The organism is Actinomadura sp. NEAU-AAG7, from assembly GCF_018603865.1.
Taxonomy (GTDB): domain Bacteria; phylum Actinomycetota; class Actinomycetes; order Streptosporangiales; family Streptosporangiaceae; genus Spirillospora; species Spirillospora litoris.
The window spans coordinates 661,229-678,353 of record NZ_JAHFZY010000004.1 but is presented as its reverse complement, the minus strand read 5'-3'; the positions used below and the strand labels follow the sequence as shown (position 1 = coordinate 678,353).

The following is a 17,125-nucleotide window of genomic DNA, read 5'->3' as shown; positions in this document are numbered from 1 at the left end:
GATTCGGCAGACCGTTCGGTGGCCCGATCACCGGAGCGGGGTTATGCGGATTTCGTGATCGGAGTCGGGGGCGGCGAATCGCAGCAGGGCCCCGGCCTCCTCCCGGACGGACGGCTCGTCCGGGAGCGGCGCGAAGGTCTCGATGGTGAGCGCCGCGTGCCGCGCTTTGCGGTCGTGCTTGAGGTTCCAGATCCCGTGGGTGCGGCCGTCCACGAGCACGGTCGCCTTCACCCACGCCCCCACGCAGATGATCGCGCGCTGCTCGGCGGTCATGACGCGGGTGCGGTCGGCGTAGGCGAGGAGGAGATTGTCGAGGTCGGGAAGGAAACGGATGGGGGCGGGGGCGTCCTCCACCAATGCGGCGTCGGGGAGGTCGAACAATTCCACGCCGTTCTCGTCATGGTAAACGCGAAGGTCAGGGCGGAGGCGGTCGAAGTCGGCGTCCATCCGCCGCATGCCCGACCACATCTGGAAGTCCTTGACCGACGCGGGCCCGAATGCGGCGAGATACCGGTGAATGAGCCGGTCGGGGGTGGGATCGGTCTGCGGGGGCTCTCCGATCCAGTCCTCCGGGAGCGCGAACGGGGTGGCGCCCCAGGTGTTCCAGGTCCCGCTGGGCGGCGGATGGACGACCGGCACCAGCGCCTGCGCCGACCAGCCGAGCGCCTGGAGGTCGCGGCCGGGCCAGATCTCGGCGAGGGCCCGGGCCAGTTGGGGGCGGGTGAGCGTCCGCCCGGCGAGCAGTTCGCGGGTCCGCGCGGCGAGTTCGTCCAGGTCCCAGTCCTTGGTGACGCGGCCGAACGCCGCCTGCCGCGCGCCGAGCATGCTCCGCTGGACGAGCGGCCGGATGTAGCGGAAGTCGTCGGCGGCGGCGACGTGCTGGGTTCCGCGCAGGATCGACGAGCGCACCACCGAGCGGTCGTGGAGCAGGTCGGTGAGCTGCTTCTGGCGGAAGCCGGTGAGGCGCGACCACAGGCCGTAGTAGGGGAGGTTCGGGTCCTGCGCCTGGAGCGCGACGAGGCGCTCGACCGCGCTCAGCGGCGGCATCGCGGAGCGGGCGAGGAGCAACTGGCGGTCCAGCGTCGTGCGGTTGAGCGTGCGCTGGTCGATCGTGCGCGGCATCGGGCCTCCTGGGAACAAATCGTTCCGTTCCATATTATCGGAACGGAACGAGTTATTCCACTACTGGCCCTCCCGGAACACCTCCACGGCGTAGCGGAGCCGCGCGCCGACCAGGAGCGCCTCGTCGGGCGGGCAGGCGAGCAGGCGGGTGGCCAGCTCGATGAGCTGCTCGTCGGTCAGGCTCGGCTCGCGCGCGGCGATCCGTCCGACCAGCTCGACCAGCTCGGGGCGCTTGTAGCTCACGATCGAGCGCCCGCGCCGGACGGGCTCCGGCCGCTGCTCGGGGACGGACGTTTCCGCTTCCGGTTCCTGTTCCGGCACCGGCTCCGGGGAGGCCGCCTGGAGGGATTCGGGCCGGTCGGGCTCCGAGGTCAGGGCCTCGAAGAGCGGGGTCGTGGGCGTGATCCTGCCGTCCAGGACGTCCGGAAGCGGTGTCGCCGGGACGGGTCCCTCAGGGACGGGGAGCTCCGGCCCCGGGGGGCCGACGAGGATCACCCGGGGGGCGAGCCAGAGCAGGAACAGGGCCTCGGCGCCCGCGCCGTGCTCCCCGTCCACGATCACGACGTCGAACGACCCGGGACGCGGCGCGAGGGCGTCCGGCACGCGCCACAGCGGCAGGATCCACCCCGGGACGATCTCGGCCGGGTCGCTCGACCGGGTCGGCCGGAGCGCCGCCCACGCGCGGGCGGAGGCCAGCTCGTCCCGCGCGGTGCGGAGGCGCTCCTCGGCCTCGGCGAGCGTCGCGCGCAGCCGCTCCTCCGCCGGGGACGGGACGGTCTCGGCGAGCCGCGCCGACGCCCTGGCCCAGGCCCACGCCTCGTCCCAGCGCCCGGTGCGGGCCTGCCAGCTCGCGTCGCCGTCGGTCGCGACCAGCAGGTTCGCGAGGTCGGGATGGACGGCGCGCACCCGCTTCAGCAACTCCTCGCAGCGGATCTGGAGCGCCCGCGCGTGCCGTCCCTCGGCGAGCGCGCCGAGCGCCTGGCCGTAGGCGGCCGCGTCGCGGGCGTCGATGGCGGCGAGCGCGCGGGCCAGCTCGGGCGGGTCGTCGCCGTCCACGGGTCCGATGGAGTCGCGGAGCGCGTCGAGGTCGGCGCGGGCGCGGTTGACGGCCAGGCCCTCCATCGCGCTCCGCAGCGCGGACACGTACGCGTGCCACTGCATCGGATGGCTCAGCGGAATCGTCACGGACGCATGCGCGAGCAGGTCCGCGGTCTCGTTGACCGCCGGAATCGCGTCCCGGACCCGGGCCAGGCGCGCGTGCGCGCGGACGAAGCGCGCGACGCGGTCGGCGAGCGGCGGGTCGGCGGGGAAGGAGATCCCGGCCGCCTCCCACACGTACTGGAGCTCCTGGCAGGTCATCCGCACCATCACCTCGGTGAAGACGAGGTCGAGCAGCTCCGGGGTGGTCGGCGCGGCGCCGTCCACGCTCGCGCCCGTCAGCAGCGGCTCGGCCTGCCGCTGCACCGCCGGGCGCAGCGGACCGCGCCGCAGGCTGCCGCCGTCGGCGAGGTAGCCGCGCAGGTCCTGGGCCATCGTCGCCAGCTTGCGCAGGTGCGCCTCCGGCGGCAGCTCGATCCGGTGCCCGGCCATGCCCGCGACCGCGCGTCCGGCCCACTGGGCGCGGTTCGCCATCTCCGCGACCCGCGTCCACACGAGCGGGCGGTGCTGGGCGAGCGCGTCGCCGAACGCGCGCACGGCGAGGTCGGCGGGGTTCCAGCCGCCCGGATGCCCGCCCAGCCCGAGATCGCCGAGCGCGGCGGCGACGACGGAGGCGGCGCCGTCGAGGCGGGCGAGCAGCGCGACGTCCAAGCCGCGCAGGCGCCGGGACAGGTCGGTCTCCGAGCGCGCCGCGCGCTCGGCCGCCGCCGCCTCGGCCTCGAACAGCGTCCGGACGTAGGCGGGGCTCGGCAGCGCGCCGGGATCGACGTCGCGCTGCGCGGTGCGGGCCTTGCGCGCGGGCGTCTCCTCCGCGAGCAGCACGATCAGCTCGGCCGCCTCGGCGCGGGAGATCGGCGGCACCGGCGGCAGCTCCGCCCGGACGGGCATCCACGACAGCTCGGGCGCCTCGGCGCGCAGCCGCCGCGCCAGCTCGCCGCGTCCGCCCCGGTAGCCGGAGCCGAGATCGGTCGCGCCGGTCGCCTCCGCCTCCCGGAGCCGCTCGCGCAGCCCGGCGACCTCCCGTTCGGTGACCGCCTCCCGCTCGGCGAGCGCGGCCTGGTCCGCCTTCGGATCCGCGCCGGCGCGGATCGCCTCCGCCACCCCGGCGGCGGCGGCCGGGTCGGCGACCGTGAGCGCCGCGAGCCCCGGCGGGAGCGCGGCGCGCAGCGCGCCCGACGCGGTCGCGCCGGACGTGGCGACCAGCACCCGCATGCCGAGGACGAGGACCCCGGCGAGGAAGTCCCGGACCGTATGCGGATCCGCCTCCTCGACGTGCTTGACGAGCTGCCCGCCGCCGCGCGCGATGAACCGGGCGAGGCCCTCCGGGACCGGGGTCCCGTGCGCCAGCATCCCGATCATCCGCGCGTGGTAGTCGGCGACGGCGCCCCGCCCCGGCGGGCGGACGACCAGCGCGGGCGCGAGCCGCAGCCTCGGCACCGGCGGCAGCGGCCCCTCCGGCTCGGGCAGCCAGTCCTCCCGGTAGTCGACCGGCTCCCGGAACGTCTCCGCGCACCACTTCCGCAGGACGTCGCCGACCGAGGCGTTGAGCCCGAAGCCCTGCCCGGCCTGCACCGCGTCCGCCACCCACCCGGCCCGCTCGGCGCGTCCCGCGAGCAGCTCGCGGTCGCGGATGGCCGCGGGCCCGGCGAGGACGACGTCGACGCGCTCGGTCCGCTCGTCCACCACGACCCGCACCGGCGTGTTCAGCAGATGATCGTGGACGGGGTCGCCGCCGTCCGGCCCCCAGGCGAGCAGGCCGGTCGCGAGGACCACCTCCTGCCCGCGCCCCGGCTCCTGCTCGGCCAGGTCGCGCAGCACGCGGTACCAGTGCCGCAGGGCCAGCCAGCCGTCGAACTCCTCCAGCACCGCCGGAGGCGTCAGCGGGATGACCGGCACGCTGAACAGCACGTCGCCGGGCCCGGCGTCGGCCTCCACATAGACGTCGCCGGGCAGCTCGGCGAGCCAGTGCACCTGGTCGTGCTCGGCCAGCTCGCGGGCGGGCCGCAGCCGCGCCCGCGCCAGGTCACGCAGGTATCCGAGCAGGCGAGCCGCCCGCTCGGCACCCGCCCCCGGGCCCTCGCCGGTCATCCCCGGGCCCTCGTCCGGCACCGCGGCTCCTTCCCTCCCACTGGGGAACGGTGTGCCACGATCTAACACCCAGCGACGGGCGGGGCCAAGAGCCACCGATGATCATGCGGTGCGCTAGTGCGTGCGGGCCACGTAGCGGTCCTCGCTGGGCAGCATCACCCACAGGACGAGGTAGACGACGAACTGCGGTCCGGGCAGCAGGCAGGACAGCAGGGCCAGCATCCGGACCGTCCAGGCCGACATGCCGAACCGCTGCGCCAGACCGGCGCAGACACCCGCGATGATCCTGCCGTGGCGCGGACGGTAAAGGCCGTTCATGGGCTTTCTCTCTCCCCGATTCGATGGCGGTCGGCCGCGTGTTCCGCGGCCGTGGCCTCGGTGGCCACATACCCCACGCTACGAACCGGGCACGCCCGCCCACATCGGCCGTTCGGGTCGTTCAGCGCCCTACTCCCGGATTAGGGGATCTCCCTTAGGGGGCCGCGTTGTGCCTGGCGACCAGCTCTGGGAGGACGTCCAGATCGTCCAGGACGAACAGGCATTTACTCAGGGCATCATCGTCTTTCTGGATGTGCCCCCAAGGGCCGCGCCGTAGGAAGGCCGCATGCATCCCGTACTTCAGCGCGGGCCTGACGTCGTTGTCGATGCGGTCCCCGACATAAAGAACGTGTTCGGGGGGCGTGCCCGCGAGCCGGGCGCAGCGCTCGAAGAACTCCGGGGACGGTTTGCTGATCCCCCACACGTCCGAGATCCCGATGGCGTCGGCGGCGAGGCCGAGCGCCGCCATCCGCTCGGCGGCCTCCACCGGCTGGTTGCCCGCGATCCCGACGTAGAGCCCCTGGTCATGGAGCGCCGACAGGCACGCCCGCGCGTCCGGATAGAGATCGTCCGGGCCGAACCCGTTCGGCACACCGGCCTCGGCGCGCCGCTTCTCCTCCACCTCAAGGTCGAACCCCGGACGGAAATGCTCGAACAGGTCCATGTGGTCGCCGCCGGTGGCCAGCAGCGCGCCCAGCTTGGTGAGGAAGGTGTGGCGCGGAACCCCGATCCAGTCGGCCCACCGGCCGTAGATCTCGCCCTCGTTGACGAGCGTCTCCCCGATGTCGAAGAAGACGGCCCGGATCATGCCGCGCCCAGTTCGACGGACTCGCCCGGCTGCAACCGGCGGAAGTCCTTGCCCAGTTCCTCGCCCGCCGCGCTGACGTGCTTCCCCATGACCGTGAGCCCGATGTCGTTCAGCAACCCGTCATGGACCACGAACGCCCGCTCGGGACGCACCGCCCGCGCATACGAATACAACTCGGGGATCTTCATCCACGGCGCGTTCCCCGGAAGGCACAGCGTCGGTACCGGCTCCCCCGGCACGGTGAGCGCGTCCCCCGGATGGAAGACCTCACCGTCCACGAGGAAACCCACGTTCGGGATAGGCGGAACGTCAGGGTGCAGGATCTCATGTTCCTCGCCATAGACATGGACGTCGAAACCGGCGATCGTGACCGCGTCCCCATGCCCGACCTGGTGAACACGCCCACCGAGGTCCGCGAGACTCTCCGCGACGACCCGGGACGTCCACACCTCAAGCGCGGGACGCCTCGCCATCGCCTCACGCAGGCCGTCGGCGTCGAAGTGGTCGAAATGCTCATGCGTGATCAGGACGGCGTCCGACGCGGCGAGCGCGCCGGCGGCGCCGCTGAACGACCCGGGATCGATGATGATCGTCCGATCGTCCCTGGTGATCTGGACGCAGGCGTGGCCGAGCTTGGTGAGACGCATCGTCCGATCTTTCCACGGTGACACACTGGTGGCGTGACCTCCCCGGAAGAGCGCCGCCGAAACTGGCGCGACCAGCCACGCGGCCTGGCCTGCGCGGTCGTCGGCGCGTTCCTGGTCCTCACCCTGGCCGCCTTCGCGTTCGCGGTCGCCGTGGCGGTGCTGGCCGCGAAATGAGAGACCGGGACGCCGACCCGCGCGATCGGCACCCCGGTCTCACCTCCGTCCTGGTCGAACGGGGCGACCAGGACGCGGCCTCAGATCTCGGTGCCCTCCGCGATGGTGAAGGCCACATCCCCCTGCGGGTCGACCTGCGCGTCGAGCTTCTTGTCATCGAGCATGACGGCCACGGCCGGCTCCAAGTAGACCTTGGCGCCCTCCTCTTCGACGACCTGGTCACCCGCCTCGGGGGCGGGCGCCACCGAGAGGCGCAGCGCGTCCGAACCATCGGTCCCTGACTCGATGCGGATCCCGGTGTCCGGCGGAAGTTCGGGGTTGGCGGTGACGGTACGTATGACCTGGACGGCACCGCTGGTCAGCGTGAGCACGATCAGCTCCTCACGTCTCATTCGTTCGGGATCGGATCTGCCCCACCCTCCCCGCTCCCCCTACCGGCAAACATCCGCCCCCCAACTCTTTCCTACGACCTCGCCCAAGCCCACTCCGCGCTTCCCGCCACGTGGGCGGGCACCCCGATCCCCACCGGCGAGGGCGCCCCGCAGAACCAGGGAACACTGGTGAGATCCCCAGGCCCCGGACACACCTGCGCCGTCAACGACACCAACCCGTACCGCGACGCCACCTCCCCGACCAGCCCCCCAAGCTCCGGCACCTCCCGGCACCCCGCGCCCAGCGCGACCGCCTCCCGCACCCCGGAGGCCGTCCGCTCGACCTCCAGCACCCCGACCACCGAAGCCCCCACGAACACGACCCACGCCCGCCGAGGCGCCCGCCCCCGGCAGAACGACGTCACCCCCCGCTGACGCCACGGCGACCCAGCGGGCTCACTCGCCCCCCACCCCCACGGCGGCTCCCCACTCAGAAACCGGCACACCGCCTCCGCGAACCCGCCCACGACCAGCCCCTCGGACGCCTCGTGCAGGACGCTTCCGCTCACCAGCAACTGGAGCCCGTCGACCTCTCTGTTCGCGAACTCCGGATGGGTCTCGCTCCCGGGCACGAACGCGTGCCCGTCCCATTCCAGCGACAGGCCGCTAAGCCCGTCGTAGTAGCCCCCGCCGCCACCTTTGACGGCCCACCGCGCCTTCGGCCCCAGCGCCAGCCGCATGGGCAGCGTCAAACGACTGTTCGCCCCGCCCGCCACGACCAGCTCCCGCTCGGTCTCGGTGCAGAACCTGACCGCCTCGGCCATCCGCACCGACAGCGAGATGACCCTCCGCCCCTGGACGACGACCCCGGACCTGTCGGTCATCACATCCAATGCCGGATGCATCAGCGCCCCCTCAACCCCGCCCGCTCCGCATATCCCGGATCGTCGCACCACAGGCAGCCGTCGACCTGAAGTGAAAGCTCGGCCGCGAACCGCGTCGCTCGTACCTCTGCCCCGTCCACGTCCTCGACCGCCCGCACCTCGACCCACCAGACGGGCGGCGTGACATGGGCGACCTCGGGCCCCAGCACCCGCGCGGGCTCGCCCTCCGTCTCCACCAGTACGGGCGGCTCGACGGAGAACACGAGCCGCCCGTCCGCCTCGTCCCACAGCCTCAGCACCCCGCCGGCACCGGAGGCGAGCAGCCCCTCTCCCGCCGCCTCCAGCGCCGCCCCGAACGCCGCGTCCCCCGGCTCGACCCGCCCCAGAACCACCAGGTCCCGGCTCATCCCCGCCCCTCACTCATACCGCTCCAGCCCGAGCCGGGAAAGCGAGATCGCCTGGTTCCACTCCCTCTCATTCCACGCCCGATAACGCCAGGAACCAGGGTCGGCGATCCCGTACCCTTCCCGAAAGGCCGTGACGATCATGCCGGTCAGCCGCCGATACTCACCCGACGAAGCCGGCCAGGGCAGCGCGTACCACCACTCCTGATGACCGACGGTCGGCTGCCGCGTCCGCCACCCCGCCTCCGCGATCACCCGCTCCCCTTCCGGGGAGCACTGCGCCGCCTCCTCCAGAAAGGAGTTCGCCACGACCCCGGCGTCCAACTCCGCGTCCCGCTGAGCGAACTGCACATACCGAGCGAACCGCGGCTCGGCCGCCTCCTTGATCACCACAAGCGCCCCGGCCGGAAACACGGCGAGCTCCTCCGCCAGCGCCTCCGCGAACTCATCCCACCCCATACGCCCCCCAGACCTACTCGACCGAGTACCGCTCAGCAAAATCCAAATACTCGTTCAAAGCGTAGGTCACTTCGACGACCATGGAATTGCGAGTCACAGCGAGGGTCGCCCGATCGTCCCGCCAGCGGACCTCAGGGTACCTTCCGGGCGATCGCTTGGTCGGTTCGCCGAGAGCCTCTACAAGAACGCGGGAGGCATGGGCGAAAAGGTCCTGCAGCCAGGCTCGGGACTCCGGTGACTTGTCCCCGTATCCGCTGATCGGAATCACGAATCCGCTGACTCTGCCGGTCTCATCGATATCGGCGTCCGCGGTGGCCACGCCGAGGCCGATATCGAACTCGACCCCGCCCTCGTCCGCGATCTCCACTGTCCACCCGAAATCGCGGACCAGCCCCCCGACCTCGGTGCCGCGCCACGACCAGCGAAGCCCGAGCAACTGCCGCGCCAAGTCGACGATCTGACCATCATCCAGCCGAGTAGGAACGCTCATGGCCTCGCTCAGATCCGTAGGGCCACGGGTCAGGTGCGGGTGCAGTAGTCGAGCCAATATTCGGCCTCTTCCCGCACTTTGGCCGAAGCCTCGGCGTTCGCCGCGAGGCGGCTCAAGTACGGCAGAGAGCTCTTGTTACCGGCGCGCGCCATGGCCCCAACCAGAGTCTCACCGAACGCGTCGGCCTTCGGCGCATGCTCGCTCAGCAGAACAAGGAACCGTTCCAGCAGCTCGTGGTCCGCCGCGCTCCTGAACTGCTTGACCAGCCATTCTGTGACTTCGTTGGTAGAATACTCTGTCATCGACATGGTCCAGCTCCAGCCGAACGACCGAACGAACTCCTCCGGCGGCTCCTCCCAGGCCATGTCAATGTCACTCGGAGAGAATCCCGCCGCCCAGCGGTGGAATTTGGGCCACGTGAGGTCGGCCAGCGTCGGCATCGCCTCCAGCAGGTCCCTCTCGTAGGCGATCCAGTAAATGCGATCGGCCAAGGGGAATGCGTCATCGGCGGCTGCGGCCGCCGCCTCATGCCGCTCATGGAATCGAAGTAGCGCGTCAAGAGAGCTCAGCGCCACAAGGGTCTCCTCCGATGTGCCGCGGAGTTCGGCCACCGCCGTTGAGATCTCTTTGAAATTCAGGTTCCAGGGCCGAGCGACCTCGCTCAACTCCTCAGCGAGCGGGCCCCGGCTCTCACCAGAATTACTCAAAGACATACTTGATCGCACTCTCCACTGTCCGCAACTCCGGCAGATCAAAGAATTCGCTCGGGCGGTGGCCGGGGTTCTCCGCCACCCAGCGACGCATCCTACTCTCTATGCCGTCACGGATGCGCAGAAGCTCGGCAGGCGTGTACTTGCGGCCGCCGACGGTCAGTGGAACATCATCTCTCCAGAGCTGGAAGAATGGATCAGGCTCTTTACCGAAGATTCTCATCCACCTGTCCTGCCCCATGACTCTGTATCCAACATTACGCTCCCCCGGATCCATCCCGCGCCAGTCCAGCAAATTGTTGTGCTGCCGACTGCCTTGGATCTTCTGGCGAAGCGCGTTGAAGCTGTGCTTGACCTCGTCCGCGTGCAGCACGCCATCGTGTGTGCGATACAGCAGATCCGCCTGACCGATCGGGCTGATATCCACTCGGGTGCCGTCCCCGAGGTCTTGCGGGTGCCCTGCTTTCGCATGGGTCAACACCTGCGTCCCGGGGGCGAGAGGCTCGTGCTCGATCACGTCCCTCGCCGCGCCGATCTCGGCCCATGCCTGGCGGAACTGGGTTCCGTCAGCGGCACCACCGAGGTTCGCCAAGAGCTGGGCGTAACTGTCAGTGTGCAGCTTGCCGCTGTGCATCGTCCAATCGAGGTCGCGCAGCGCACCTCCGACCTCGGCCAGGGTCGGCTGGTTCTGCCGACCGGCTTTGTCGATCAGGTTGAGGAGGTGCCTGCGGAGACCACGTCGGTCGTCCGGGCCGAGTAGGCGCAGCGCCTCCTCCTCGGAGAGGCCCGTTCGCCGAAGGGCCGACGTCGTTTCGGGGTCGGGTGGGTTGGCGGGCCGAGTCTGGTGGCTTTCGCCGCCGCCTTTGTCACCGGGTTGTCCGCCGTTTTCCACCGGATCGCGGGTGGGGGGCTCACCCTGTGAGGGGCCGGTCGGCTCCTTTCCAGCGTTCGTCGGATCGGTCGGTTGCGCTTCGGCGCCCGAACCGTTCTCCCGTCCGCCGCCAGCAGGCGGCTTCTCTCCCGGGGTCGGCGGGTCGTTGGATGGCGGGATGTGGGAGCCGTTGATCTCCTGGGGGCCGCGGGAATGGGGAGCTCCGGTCAGGGACGGCTCCTTGGGATGGCCCGGGTTGACCGGTTCGAAGCCGCCGTTGGGGTCGCGGAACTCAGGTAGGCCCGGGCGGGACGTGGCGGGAGGCGGGGAGGCGATCTCGGGGATGTCGGTGTGCAGTCTGGTCTTGATGAGGTCGCCGACCTGGCGGGCGAGGCCGAGTGACTTCATCGCGGCTGCCGGGACGGCGGTCATCGGGTCCAGGTAGCGGGCGCCCCTCAGCGCCTGCTGGGCGCCGCGGCCGAGGACGGTGGTGGCCCTCGGGCCCGTCTTCTTCAGGGTGGCGAGAAGGAGGAGGTTGCCGAATACCTGGCCTCCGGCGCGGGCCGGGTCCCTGCGCCATTCGTCCCAGGCGGTCAGGCCCTTGACCTGCTCCTTGTGGGCGCGCCAGACGATGTTGCGGACGGAGGGGATCATCAGCGCGCCCTGGGCGCCGGGAATGCCGACGACGGCGGACGCCAGTGCCCATCTCCCCATGCCCTTCCACGCGTCCAGCGCCTTGTCCTTGCCCTGGACGAAAGCGAGTGTGGAGAAGGCGCCCCAGGTCACGTCCCACATGCCGTGGCCGAAACGGGTCATGCCGTGCCAGGCGTCCTCGTACCAGGGGTCGTCGCCCTTCTCCGAGGTTCCCCAGGGTGGCGGCGACGGGGGTGCGGCGGTGCAGACGGGGCCCGGGGCGTGCCCGCCGTAGGCCGCGTAGATCCTGTTCGCGCAGCGTTCCTCGGCGGCGGCGAGGGCTTCCGCCTGGGCTCGGGCTCGGGCCTCCAGGCCGTTGTTCCGTTCGACCATGTCGTCGTCCTTGAGCCATTCCGCACCCATGGGGTCGGCCTGGGCCAGGAACGAGCGGGCCTCTCCGAGAATGGTGAGGAGGCGCGCTTTGATCGCGGCTATCTCCGTGGCGTAGTCGGCGAGAGCGCCGGCCACCTGCCAGAGCTGCCATGCGAACTGCGCGGTCTCCGTCTGGACGGGACGCGTCGCAAGGCGGAGCCGGTCGCCCTCAGGAGCGCTGTAGACGTGCGGGTTCAGGCCGTGCGTCCAGGCGTCGACGACGTTCTCGCCCGTTTCGCGGATGCCTGTGGCGGTGGTGCGCAGGCGGGCGGACTCGGCCTGGACGCCGGCTGGGTCGAGGCTGCCCGCCATGAGCTCGATGCCATTGGCGTTGATCACTTGCGCGGCATTCTCAGGTCGGCCACGCGTGGCGCCTTCTGGGCGTTGCGCTGGGCGCGTTCGGCCATCTCCTCGTCCGCGCGCAGGTAGGCGTTGGTCGCCGTGGTGACGGCGCGGATGCAGTTCGAGGTGCGGACGACCACCAGGGGAAGCGTGTACCGGTGGTGTTCACCGAAACCGGCGAGCGCCTGTTTGACGCGGTCGCTGCCGGAGGAGTACCCGGCGTCGTAGAGGGCGTCGGTGTAGGTCTTGGCGTGTCCTTCGAGAGGGTCTATCGCGCCGATGGTGCGGGCCACCGCGCTGCGTATGCCCGTGATCTCGATGTCCCAGCCCGGAATGGCCACCGGCACTCCCCCGCAGTTTGGCAGCGTCCGGGACGAGCGTAAAACAGCCCTCAGGACGACGAAAATCAATTTCGCAGGGTGAGGCTTTTCGGTTGTCCGTTAGCGGGCGCGGAATCGGGAGGGGTCGAAGTCTACCGGGGGTGATGCGGCTGCCGGGGGCGCCGGAGCGGCAGCGAAGTTCTCGGCGAGGTCGGTGATTATGGCCAGGTCGTCGTTCATGGCCTGGGTGGCGGCGGTGATGCTTTCGAGTGGGGTCGGCGGCTCTTGGGGGGCGGCGTCGTCCGGGGAGGGCGTGTATTCGAACTTCATGGGTTCATCGTCACACGGTCAGATGAGGGTGGGGCGGATTGTGGTGCCGCCGTCTACTACCAGGGTTTGGCCTGTCATCCAGGATGCGGTTTCGCCTGCCAGGAAGAGGGCGGCGTTCGCTATGTCCTCGGGGGCGCCGATGCGGCCCAGGGGTGTCGACGCGGCTATCTGGTCTTCTTTGTTCTCCCACAGGGCGCGGGCCAGGGCGGTTCTGATCAGGCCCGGGGCGATGCAGTTGACGCGGACGGACGGGGCGAGTTCCATCGCGAACTGGCGGGTGAGGTGGATGACCGCCGCCTTCGTGGCGTTGTAGTAGCCGATGCCGTGCTCGGTCACCATGCCGCCCACGGAGGCGATGTTCACGATGGCGCCGCCGTTCTCGCGCATGGACGCGCGCCAGGCGAGTTGGGTCCATTGCACGAGCGCGAACTGGTTGACCTCGACGGTCTTCGCTGCGGCGGCGGGGTCGATGTCGGCCATCGGGCCGTAGTAGGGATTGGTCCCGGCGTTGTTGACCAGGACGTCGAGGCCGCCGAACTCGGTGATCGCGGCGTCCACGCAGGACTCGGCCTCGTCGCGGTGGGCCACGTGGGCGGCCTTGGCCAGGACGCGGGCGCCGGGGTGCGCGGCGCGGATCTCGCGGGCCGCCTCGTCCAGCGCCTCCTGTCTGCGGGACGACAGCACGACGGACGCGCCCTCGGCGGCGAGCGCGGTGGCGATCGCCTTTCCTATGCCCCGGGACGCCCCGGTGACCAGCGCGGTCTTTCCCTGTAGGCCCGTGTGCATGCGGGTCACTGTATCGGCGGGTGATCTCCGCCTGTCACGAACCTCCGGAACCCCTCGACGGCCGGAGGACGGGTGCGGGCCCGCGCCCAGGCCAGCCCGATCGTCCGGACGGCGGCGGGCTCCTCCAGCGTGATGTGCCGGACGCCCGGGACCTCCTCGTCCGGACGGAGCGGCGCCACGACCGCGACCCCGAGTCCGGCGGCGACCAGGCCGCGCACGGTCGTGGTCTCCTCGCCCTCGAAGGCGATCTTCGGGCGGGCGCCCGCGAGCCGGAACAGCTCCTCCGCGATCACGCGGAGGCCGGCGCCCTTGAGGAACGCCACGAACGGGTCGTCCAGGACGTCGCGCACGCTCGCGCGGCGGCGGCCCGCCAGGCGGTGGCCCGCGGGGACCGCGAGTTGGAGGCGTTCGACGACGAGCGGGTGCCAGACCAGGGACGCGTCGTCCGGGCAGGGGCTCGTGATGGCGAGGTCGGCGCTCCCGTCCAGGATCATTCCCAGGATGCGCTCGGAGCGGCCCTCGCTGAGCCGGAACGTGACCCCGGGGTGGTCGAGCCGGTAGCGGCGGATGAGGTCGGGCACGAAGGAGGGCCCCTGGGTGTGCAGGAAGGCCAGCGACACCTCGCCGCGCTCGGGGTCGGCGGCCTGCGCGAGGGCGCGGCGGGCCAGTTCCTCCTCGGCGACGAGGCGGCGGGCGTGCTCGGCGAAGACCTCCCCGTAGCGGCTGAGGACGACGCCTCGGCCCGCGCGGTCGAACAGCGGGACGCCCAACTCGCGCTCCAGCCGGGCGATCGCGCGGGACAGGCCGGGCTGCGAAACCCGCAGTTCCGTCGCGGCGTTCGTCACATGCCCGAGTTCCGCGACGGCGAGGAACCACCGCACCGTCACCAGATCCATACGACTCATGATGAGCGCGCATCAACGAGGAAGCAAACTTTCATTGGACGCATGACTTTTTCGCGTTGAGGCTGTATCCCATGACCCTCGCCCCTCCGGACGCTCGCGCGCGCCACCGGCCCGGCTCCCCCGGCCTGCGCCGCGTCAACCTCGCGCTGTTCGCGGCCGGGCTCACCACCTTCATGTCGCTCTACTGCACGCAGGCGCTGCTGCCGGAGCTCTCGGAGGGGTTCGGCGTCTCACCGGCGCGCGCCAGCCTGCTCGTGTCGCTGTCCACGGGCGCGCTGGCGCTCGCGGTGATCCCGGTCAGCTCGCTGTCGGAGCGGTTCGGGCGGACCCGCGTCATGATCGTCTCATCCGTCGCGTCGGCGCTGGTCGGACTGCTGATCCCGGTGTGCTCGACGTTCGGGCAGCTCGCCGCCGTCCGCACCGTCCAGGGGCTCGCGCTCGCCGGGGTGCCCGCCGTCGCGATGGCCTACCTCGCCGAGGAGGTGGACGGCGCGCACCTCGGCGGCGCGATGGGCCGCTACGTCGCCGGGACCGCCATCGGCGGCGTGCTCGGACGCCTCGTCCCCGGCGTCGTGGCGGGCTTCGCCGGATGGCGCTGGGCCCTCGGCGTCACCGCGGTGCTCGCCCTGGTGTTCACGGTCGCGTTCTGGTTGCTGCTTCCGCAGTCGCGCTTCTTTCGCCCGTCCCGGATGGGTTACCGGCCGCTGCTCACCCACCTCTCCGATCCGGGGTTGCGGCGCCTGTATTTGATCGCGATGACGGCGATGGCCGGGTTCGTCACCGTCTACAACTTCCTCACCTACCGGTTGCTGGACGGACCGTTCCATCTCCCGCAGGAGGTGGCGAGCCTGATCGCCGTGACGAACCTCGCGGGCTCGGTCGCCTCCGCCCGCGCGGGTCACCTCGCCGACCGGGCGGGCCGCCGCAAGGTGCTGGTCGGCGCGCTGCTGCTGGCGGGAGGGGGGCTGGTGCTGACGGTGCCGCCCGTCCTGCCGCTCGTCGGACTGGGTCTGCTGATCTTCACCGTGGGGTTCTTCGCGACCCACTCCGTGGCGAGCGGCTGGATCGGGCGGCGCGCCGCGTCCGCCCGCGCGCAGGCGTCCGCGCTCTACCTGTTCTCCTACTACCTCGGCAGTAGCATCGGCGGCACCACCGGGGGCTTCGCCTACGAGAGCGGGCATTGGGACGGGACGAGCCTGTACGTTCTGGCCCTGCTCGCCGTCGCGCTCCTGGCCGCCGTCCGCATGCCCGGCGATCAGCGGGCGGTGAAACCGTCGCAGCCCAGGTAGTAGGCGTCGCCGTTGGCGCGGACGTGCAGCCAGATGACCGTCCAGTCGCCCTTCATCAGCGGATACGCCTCGCTACCGGAGCCCTCCCACTTGAAATCGGCCGGGTAGTGGAGCGTTAGCCCGCTCTCGCCCTTCGGGTACAGATGCGGCTTGCTCCTGACGACTCCGGTGACGCCGTTCCCCTGCTGCTCCGCGGGCGGGCGGATCTCGGCGGCCAGGTAGTAGCCGGACGGCCGCGCGTACTTGAACCTCATGCCGATGTCCACGGTGGGCGCGGCGTACGGCTGGCGCGGCGCGGACGTCTGGAGGTCGTTCGCGTACCGCATGTCATCGGGACGGACGGCGGGCTGGCAGTTGAAGTTCGCCTTGGTCCACCGGACCTCGTCGAACTCGTCGGTGGGCTCCTTCAGCAGGATCACGTCCGGCGGAGGGCCGCCCGGCGACCGCGCGGCGCCGGTCGCGGGCGAGGTGCCGCCCTTCGCGGCCGGGGTGCCGGACCGCCCGCCCCCCTGCTCCGGCGATCCGCCGGACGGGTTCTCCGCCGCGTCCCCGCCGTCCATCAGGTAGCGGGCCGTCAGCGAGCCCGCCAGCACGACCGCGACCACCGCCGCGGCCGCCGCGATGATGACGGCGCGGGATCCGCCGCGCATGCCGGCCGGCGCCTGGGTGCGGCCGGGCGGGACGAGCCCGGACGTGACCGCCTCCCGCACGTCGGCGGGTAGCGGCGGTAGCACGCCCACCAGCCGCCGGTACGCGGGGTCGGCGGCGAGCGTGCCGTAGGGGGCGGTGAGCTGGAGCACCCGTTCGAGCGAGGCGCGGTCGGCCGGGTCCTTCGCGGCGCACAGCGCGACGAGTTCGGCGACGCGCGGGTCGGCGCCGTCCAGGTCGATGTCGCCGCTCAGCGTCCGGTGCAGGATCGCCTCGATCCGCCCGCCGCCGAAGGGCGGGCGTCCGGTGGCGGCGTAGGCGATGGTGCCGGCCAGCGAGAACACGTCCGACGCGGGGACGGGCTCCTGCTCGCGGACGACCTCGGGCGCGACATATCCGGGCGTACCGTTCCACACGCCGGTCTGGGTGATCTGCGTCTGGCCCTCGCCGCGCGCGATGCCGAAGTCGATGAGGCGCGGCCCGTCCGGCGCCAGGATCACGTTGCCCGGCTTGAGGTCGCGGTGCTGGACGCCCTGCCGGTGGATCTCCAGCAGGCCGGCCGCGAGCGCGCCCAGCAGCCGCAGGCATGTGTCGGGCGGTATCGGGCCGTGCACGGTGACGGCCTGCCTGAGCGTCGGCCCCGGGACGTACTCGGTGGCCAGCCAGTAGGGAGGTGTGTCGAGCCCGGCGCCGACCATCGCCGCCGCGGACCGGCTGCGCACCCGCTCGGCGGTCTGCACCTCGCGGCGGAACCGGGCCAGCGCCTGCGGCCCCTCGAAGTCCTCGCGGATCACCTTGAGCGCGATGTGCCGTCCGCCGCCGGTGAGCCCCAGATACACCTGCCCCATGCCGCCCGCGCCGAGGCGGGCCAGCAGCGGGTAGCCGCCGATGTCGGACGGGTCCTCAGGACGCAATGGCTCCACGGTCACCGGCCCG

General features: G+C 71.5%; 19 protein-coding genes. 2 read left to right on the top strand and 17 right to left on the bottom strand.

The annotated features are described in order from the left end of the window. Positions 1-27: 27 nt before the first annotated feature. From KLI87_RS22060 to KLI87_RS22040, 5 genes are all read right to left on the bottom strand, one after another. Entirely contained in the window at positions 28-1,122 is a 1,095-nt protein-coding gene (locus KLI87_RS22060) for a winged helix DNA-binding domain-containing protein (RefSeq protein WP_156215780.1), read from the bottom strand. 60 nt (positions 1,123-1,182) lie between these two features. Further along, entirely contained in the window at positions 1,183-4,389 is a 3,207-nt protein-coding gene (locus tag KLI87_RS22055) for a hypothetical protein (protein ID WP_308166118.1), read from the bottom strand. Between the two features lie 93 nt (positions 4,390-4,482). After that, the gene (locus KLI87_RS22050; protein ID WP_214618470.1) at positions 4,483-4,686 is read right to left on the bottom strand and encodes a PspC domain-containing protein; all 204 of its coding nucleotides are present in this window, start codon (positions 4,684-4,686) and stop codon (positions 4,483-4,485) included. A 154-nt stretch (positions 4,687-4,840) separates the two neighbouring features. Then, complete coding sequence (locus KLI87_RS22045) at positions 4,841-5,494, bottom strand: HAD family hydrolase (RefSeq protein WP_214618469.1); 654 nt, start codon at positions 5,492-5,494, stop codon at positions 4,841-4,843. Then, on the bottom strand, positions 5,491-6,141 hold the full coding sequence (locus KLI87_RS22040; RefSeq protein WP_214618468.1) for an MBL fold metallo-hydrolase: 651 nt from the start codon (positions 6,139-6,141) through the stop codon (positions 5,491-5,493). The genes KLI87_RS22045 and KLI87_RS22040 overlap by 4 nt, the downstream gene beginning before the upstream one ends. A gap of 33 nt (positions 6,142-6,174) precedes the next feature. Here KLI87_RS22040 and KLI87_RS22035 point away from each other — a divergent pair, with 33 nt between their 5' ends. Then, positions 6,175-6,315: a hypothetical protein gene (locus KLI87_RS22035; protein WP_156215776.1), complete on the top strand. Its 141-nt coding sequence runs from the start codon at positions 6,175-6,177 to the stop codon at positions 6,313-6,315. Positions 6,316-6,395: 80 nt separating this feature from the next. Here KLI87_RS22035 and KLI87_RS22030 read toward each other — a convergent pair whose 3' ends face one another. The 11 genes from KLI87_RS22030 to KLI87_RS21980 form a co-directional block, all read right to left on the bottom strand. Beyond that, positions 6,396-6,686 carry a Fe-S cluster assembly protein HesB gene (locus KLI87_RS22030; RefSeq protein WP_214618467.1) on the bottom strand — a complete coding sequence of 97 codons (291 nt, stop codon included), beginning with the start codon at positions 6,684-6,686 and terminating at the stop codon, positions 6,396-6,398. 92 nt (positions 6,687-6,778) lie between these two features. Continuing rightward, positions 6,779-7,591, bottom strand: a complete 813-nt coding sequence (locus tag KLI87_RS22025) for a DUF6177 family protein (protein WP_284734166.1) — start codon at positions 7,589-7,591, stop codon at positions 6,779-6,781. Then, positions 7,591-7,977, bottom strand: coding sequence for a hypothetical protein (locus tag KLI87_RS22020; RefSeq protein ID WP_214618465.1), 387 nt, complete (start codon positions 7,975-7,977; stop codon positions 7,591-7,593). Before KLI87_RS22020 ends, KLI87_RS22025 begins: the two co-directional genes overlap by 1 nt. Positions 7,978-7,986: 9 nt before the next feature. Beyond that, complete coding sequence (locus tag KLI87_RS22015) at positions 7,987-8,472, bottom strand: hypothetical protein (protein WP_214618464.1); 486 nt, start codon at positions 8,470-8,472, stop codon at positions 7,987-7,989. Further along, positions 8,447-8,923, bottom strand: a complete 477-nt coding sequence (locus tag KLI87_RS22010; RefSeq protein ID WP_214618463.1) for a DUF6301 family protein — start codon at positions 8,921-8,923, stop codon at positions 8,447-8,449. Before KLI87_RS22010 ends, KLI87_RS22015 begins: the two co-directional genes overlap by 26 nt. A 29-nt stretch (positions 8,924-8,952) precedes the next feature. Continuing rightward, positions 8,953-9,588: a hypothetical protein gene (locus KLI87_RS22005; protein ID WP_214618462.1), complete on the bottom strand. Its 636-nt coding sequence runs from the start codon at positions 9,586-9,588 to the stop codon at positions 8,953-8,955. 34 nt (positions 9,589-9,622) lie between these two features. Further along, the gene (locus tag KLI87_RS22000) at positions 9,623-11,908 is read right to left on the bottom strand and encodes a hypothetical protein (protein ID WP_214618461.1); all 2,286 of its coding nucleotides are present in this window, start codon (positions 11,906-11,908) and stop codon (positions 9,623-9,625) included. After that, complete coding sequence (locus KLI87_RS21995) at positions 11,905-12,252, bottom strand: DUF6507 family protein (RefSeq protein WP_214618460.1); 348 nt, start codon at positions 12,250-12,252, stop codon at positions 11,905-11,907. Before KLI87_RS21995 ends, KLI87_RS22000 begins: the two co-directional genes overlap by 4 nt. Positions 12,253-12,351: 99 nt before the next feature. After that, positions 12,352-12,561, bottom strand: a complete 210-nt coding sequence (locus KLI87_RS21990) for a hypothetical protein (protein WP_214618459.1) — start codon at positions 12,559-12,561, stop codon at positions 12,352-12,354. Between the two features lie 18 nt (positions 12,562-12,579). Next, positions 12,580-13,347: an SDR family oxidoreductase gene (locus KLI87_RS21985; RefSeq protein WP_214618458.1), complete on the bottom strand. Its 768-nt coding sequence runs from the start codon at positions 13,345-13,347 to the stop codon at positions 12,580-12,582. A 5-nt stretch (positions 13,348-13,352) separates the two neighbouring features. After that, positions 13,353-14,243 carry a LysR family transcriptional regulator gene (locus KLI87_RS21980; protein ID WP_156215772.1) on the bottom strand — a complete coding sequence of 297 codons (891 nt, stop codon included), beginning with the start codon at positions 14,241-14,243 and terminating at the stop codon, positions 13,353-13,355. 80 nt (positions 14,244-14,323) lie between these two features. On the opposite strand from KLI87_RS21980, the gene KLI87_RS21975 reads away from it, so the two are divergent. Further along, positions 14,324-15,541: an MFS transporter gene (locus KLI87_RS21975; RefSeq protein ID WP_156215771.1), complete on the top strand. Its 1,218-nt coding sequence runs from the start codon at positions 14,324-14,326 to the stop codon at positions 15,539-15,541. On the opposite strand, the gene KLI87_RS21970 is transcribed toward KLI87_RS21975, so the two are convergent. Then, positions 15,508-17,118, bottom strand: coding sequence for a serine/threonine-protein kinase (locus tag KLI87_RS21970; protein WP_214618457.1), 1,611 nt, complete (start codon positions 17,116-17,118; stop codon positions 15,508-15,510). The two genes, KLI87_RS21975 and KLI87_RS21970, sit on opposite strands and share 34 nt — an antisense overlap. Between the last annotated feature and the right edge of the window lie 7 nt (positions 17,119-17,125).

Bases quoted from the DNA above. Each gene is read 5' to 3' on its own strand.
- KLI87_RS22060 (WP_156215780.1), bottom strand. From the start codon at position 1,122: ATGCCGCGCACGATCGACCAGCGCACGCTCAACCGCACGACGCTGGAC.
- KLI87_RS22050 (WP_214618470.1), bottom strand. From the start codon at position 4,686: ATGAACGGCCTTTACCGTCCGCGCCACGGCAGGATCATCGCGGGTGTC.
- KLI87_RS22045 (WP_214618469.1), bottom strand. From the start codon at position 5,494: ATGATCCGGGCCGTCTTCTTCGACATCGGGGAGACGCTCGTCAACGAG.
- KLI87_RS22040 (WP_214618468.1), bottom strand. From the start codon at position 6,141: ATGCGTCTCACCAAGCTCGGCCACGCCTGCGTCCAGATCACCAGGGAC.
- KLI87_RS22025 (WP_284734166.1), bottom strand. From the start codon at position 7,591: ATGCATCCGGCATTGGATGTGATGACCGACAGGTCCGGGGTCGTCGTC.
- KLI87_RS22020 (WP_214618465.1), bottom strand. From the start codon at position 7,977: ATGAGCCGGGACCTGGTGGTTCTGGGGCGGGTCGAGCCGGGGGACGCG.
- KLI87_RS22010 (WP_214618463.1), bottom strand. From the start codon at position 8,923: ATGAGCGTTCCTACTCGGCTGGATGATGGTCAGATCGTCGACTTGGCG.
- KLI87_RS21990 (WP_214618459.1), bottom strand. From the start codon at position 12,561: ATGAAGTTCGAATACACGCCCTCCCCGGACGACGCCGCCCCCCAAGAG.
- KLI87_RS21985 (WP_214618458.1), bottom strand. From the start codon at position 13,347: ATGCACACGGGCCTACAGGGAAAGACCGCGCTGGTCACCGGGGCGTCC.
- KLI87_RS21980 (WP_156215772.1), bottom strand. From the start codon at position 14,243: ATGGATCTGGTGACGGTGCGGTGGTTCCTCGCCGTCGCGGAACTCGGG.
- KLI87_RS21975 (WP_156215771.1), top strand. From the start codon at position 14,324: ATGACCCTCGCCCCTCCGGACGCTCGCGCGCGCCACCGGCCCGGCTCC.